At 63.8% G+C, this 1221-nt stretch carries 1 protein-coding gene; it reads left to right on the top strand.

The genetic code is table 11. The features are described 5' to 3' along the window. Positions 1-139 precede the first annotated feature (139 nt). On the top strand, positions 140-1221 hold a 1082-nt coding region (locus NTD87_RS17040; RefSeq protein WP_315975327.1), incomplete at its 3' end, for a filamentous hemagglutinin N-terminal domain-containing protein.

The following is a 1221-nucleotide window of genomic DNA, read 5'->3' as shown; positions in this document are numbered from 1 at the left end:
GCCCGTGGCCAGCATGTCTCCGCCAGCGTGACCTTCGCCCACTCCCTGGAACGGCCGGATCCGTTGACCGAGCGCGAAGCACCGATCTATTTCCGCGTGGATTTCTCCCTCTAATTTTCCGCTCGCTCGAGACCTGAATATGGACGTTCGCCAACTGGCCTTTCTGGCTTGCCAGCCTTCTGCTGCCCTGAAAAATCGCGAGCAGTTTTTGGGGATGCCGAAACGCGGCCTGGCGTTCCTCCTGGCCAACGTGATGTTCTGGCAGCCGATGTGGGCGCAGGCGGACGGGATCGTGGTCAATGCGCCGGGGACGACGCTGGACCGCGCCGGCAATGGCGTACCGATCGTCAATATCGCGGCGCCGAATGCCACGGGTCTCTCGCACAACCAGTTCCACGACTACAACGTCGATACCAACGGGGTCATTCTCAACAACGCCACCGCCCGCACCCAGGCCACGCAACTGGGTGGGATCATTCTGGGCAACCCGAATCTGCAGGGCGTTGCCGCACAAACCATCCTCAACGAAGTCAACGGTGGCAGCCCGAGCCAGTTGCGCGGTTACACCGAAGTGGCGGGGCAGTCGGCGCGGGTGATCGTCGCCAACCCCTACGGCATCAGCTGCAACGGTTGCGGCTTCATCAACACCCCGCGCGTCACCTTGACCACCGGCAAACCGGTGCTGGATAACGGTCGACTGGACCGCTTTCAGGTCGACCAGGGCAGCGTCTCCATCGACGGCGCCGGGCTCAATGCAACCAATATCGACCGTTTCGAAATCATCACCCGCAGCGCCAAAATCAACGCGCAGATCCAGGCCAAGAACCTGGCCATCATTGCCGGGCGCAACGACGTCAACGCCGACAGCCTCAACGCCAACGCCCGTGCCGATGACGGCAGCGCCAAACCGGAACTGGCGATCGACTCCTCGGCCCTCGGCGGCATGTACGCCGGGGCGATCAAACTGGTCGGCACCGAAGCCGGCGTCGGGGTCAAACTCGACGGCAAACTGATCGCCAGCGGCGGCGATATCCTGCTCGATGCCAACGGCCACCTGAGCCTGGCCGAGACGTCGGCCACCGGCCCCGTGAACGTCAAGGCCGTGAGCCTCAATGCCCAGGGACCGGTCTACGCCGGCAGCGCCCTCAACGTGCAAACCCAGGGGGACCTGAGCAACCAGCAAACCCTCGCCGCTCGCGACAGCATCAACCTGAGTGCCGG

Origin of the sequence: Pseudomonas sp. 6D_7.1_Bac1, from assembly GCF_025465945.1 — a bacterium.
Taxonomy (GTDB): Bacteria; Pseudomonadota; Gammaproteobacteria; order Pseudomonadales; family Pseudomonadaceae; genus Aquipseudomonas.
Note: the sequence above shows the minus strand (reverse complement) of the source record. Positions and strands in the feature narration are given on the sequence as shown.